1 protein-coding gene is annotated in these 862 nt (G+C 66.2%); it reads right to left on the bottom strand.

The window, feature by feature from the left end; translation table 11 throughout:
• The coding region (locus tag OOT46_RS30640) for a cadherin-like domain-containing protein (protein ID WP_265407407.1) at window positions 1-862 on the bottom strand (862 nt) is incomplete at both ends.

The raw sequence follows: 862 nt of genomic DNA, 5'->3' as shown, positions 1-862 counted from the left end.
GTGGCTCTCGTCCGTGCCCACCGGGCCGGGGTTGTTGGCCGACAGCGAGAAGCTGGTCGAGACGGTCTTGCCGGCCTGGTCGGTCACCGTCACCGCAATGGCGAACGGACCTTGGGCACTGGCGTTGTTGGGCAGCGTGCCGGAGATGACACCGGTGTTCGGGTCGATGCTCAGGCCGGCGGGCAAGCCGGTGGCCGAGAAGGTCAGCTGGTCGCCATTGGTGGCGATGTCGGCGTCTCGGAAGACGGCGCTGGTCGGGATGCTGACCGTGGCGGCATCGGTGCTGCTGACGTTGTTCAGCGTGCCGACGACCATCGGGTTGTCGTTGACGGAGTTGACCGTCACATTGACGGTGATGGTGTCTGTGGCGCCTTGCGCGTCGGTCACGACCACCGTGAAGCTGTCGGTGCCGTTGAAGTTCGCGTTGGGCGTGTAGATGTAGTTGCCGTTGGCGTCCACGACCACCGTGCCATTCGTCGGCGCGGTTCCAGCCGCGTAGCTGAGGGCGTCGCCATCGGCGTCGGTCGCACTGACGGCCTCGCTCAGGGAGCCGTCCTCGTCGACGGTGTGGTTTTCGTCCGCTCCAACCGGTGCGAAGTTGTTGGCGGTCAGCGAGAAGCTGGCGCTTGTGCTCTTGCCCGCTTGGTCGGTAACCGTCACTTCGATGCTGAACGGACCTTGGGCACTGGCGTTGTTGGGCAGCGTGCCGGAGATGACACCGGTGTTCGGGTCGATGCTCAGGCCGGCGGGCAGGCCGGTGGCCGAGAAGGTCAGCCGGTCACCGTTGGTGGTGATGTCGGCGTCGCGGAAGACGGCGCTGGTCGGGATGCTGACCGTGGCGGCGTCGGTGCTGCTGACGTTG

The sequence above is a fragment of the Aquabacterium sp. A7-Y genome, from assembly GCF_026153205.1.
In the GTDB taxonomy this organism is placed as follows: Bacteria; Pseudomonadota; Gammaproteobacteria; order Burkholderiales; family Burkholderiaceae_C; genus Caldimonas.
This window is presented reverse-complemented; position numbering and strand designations above follow the sequence as displayed.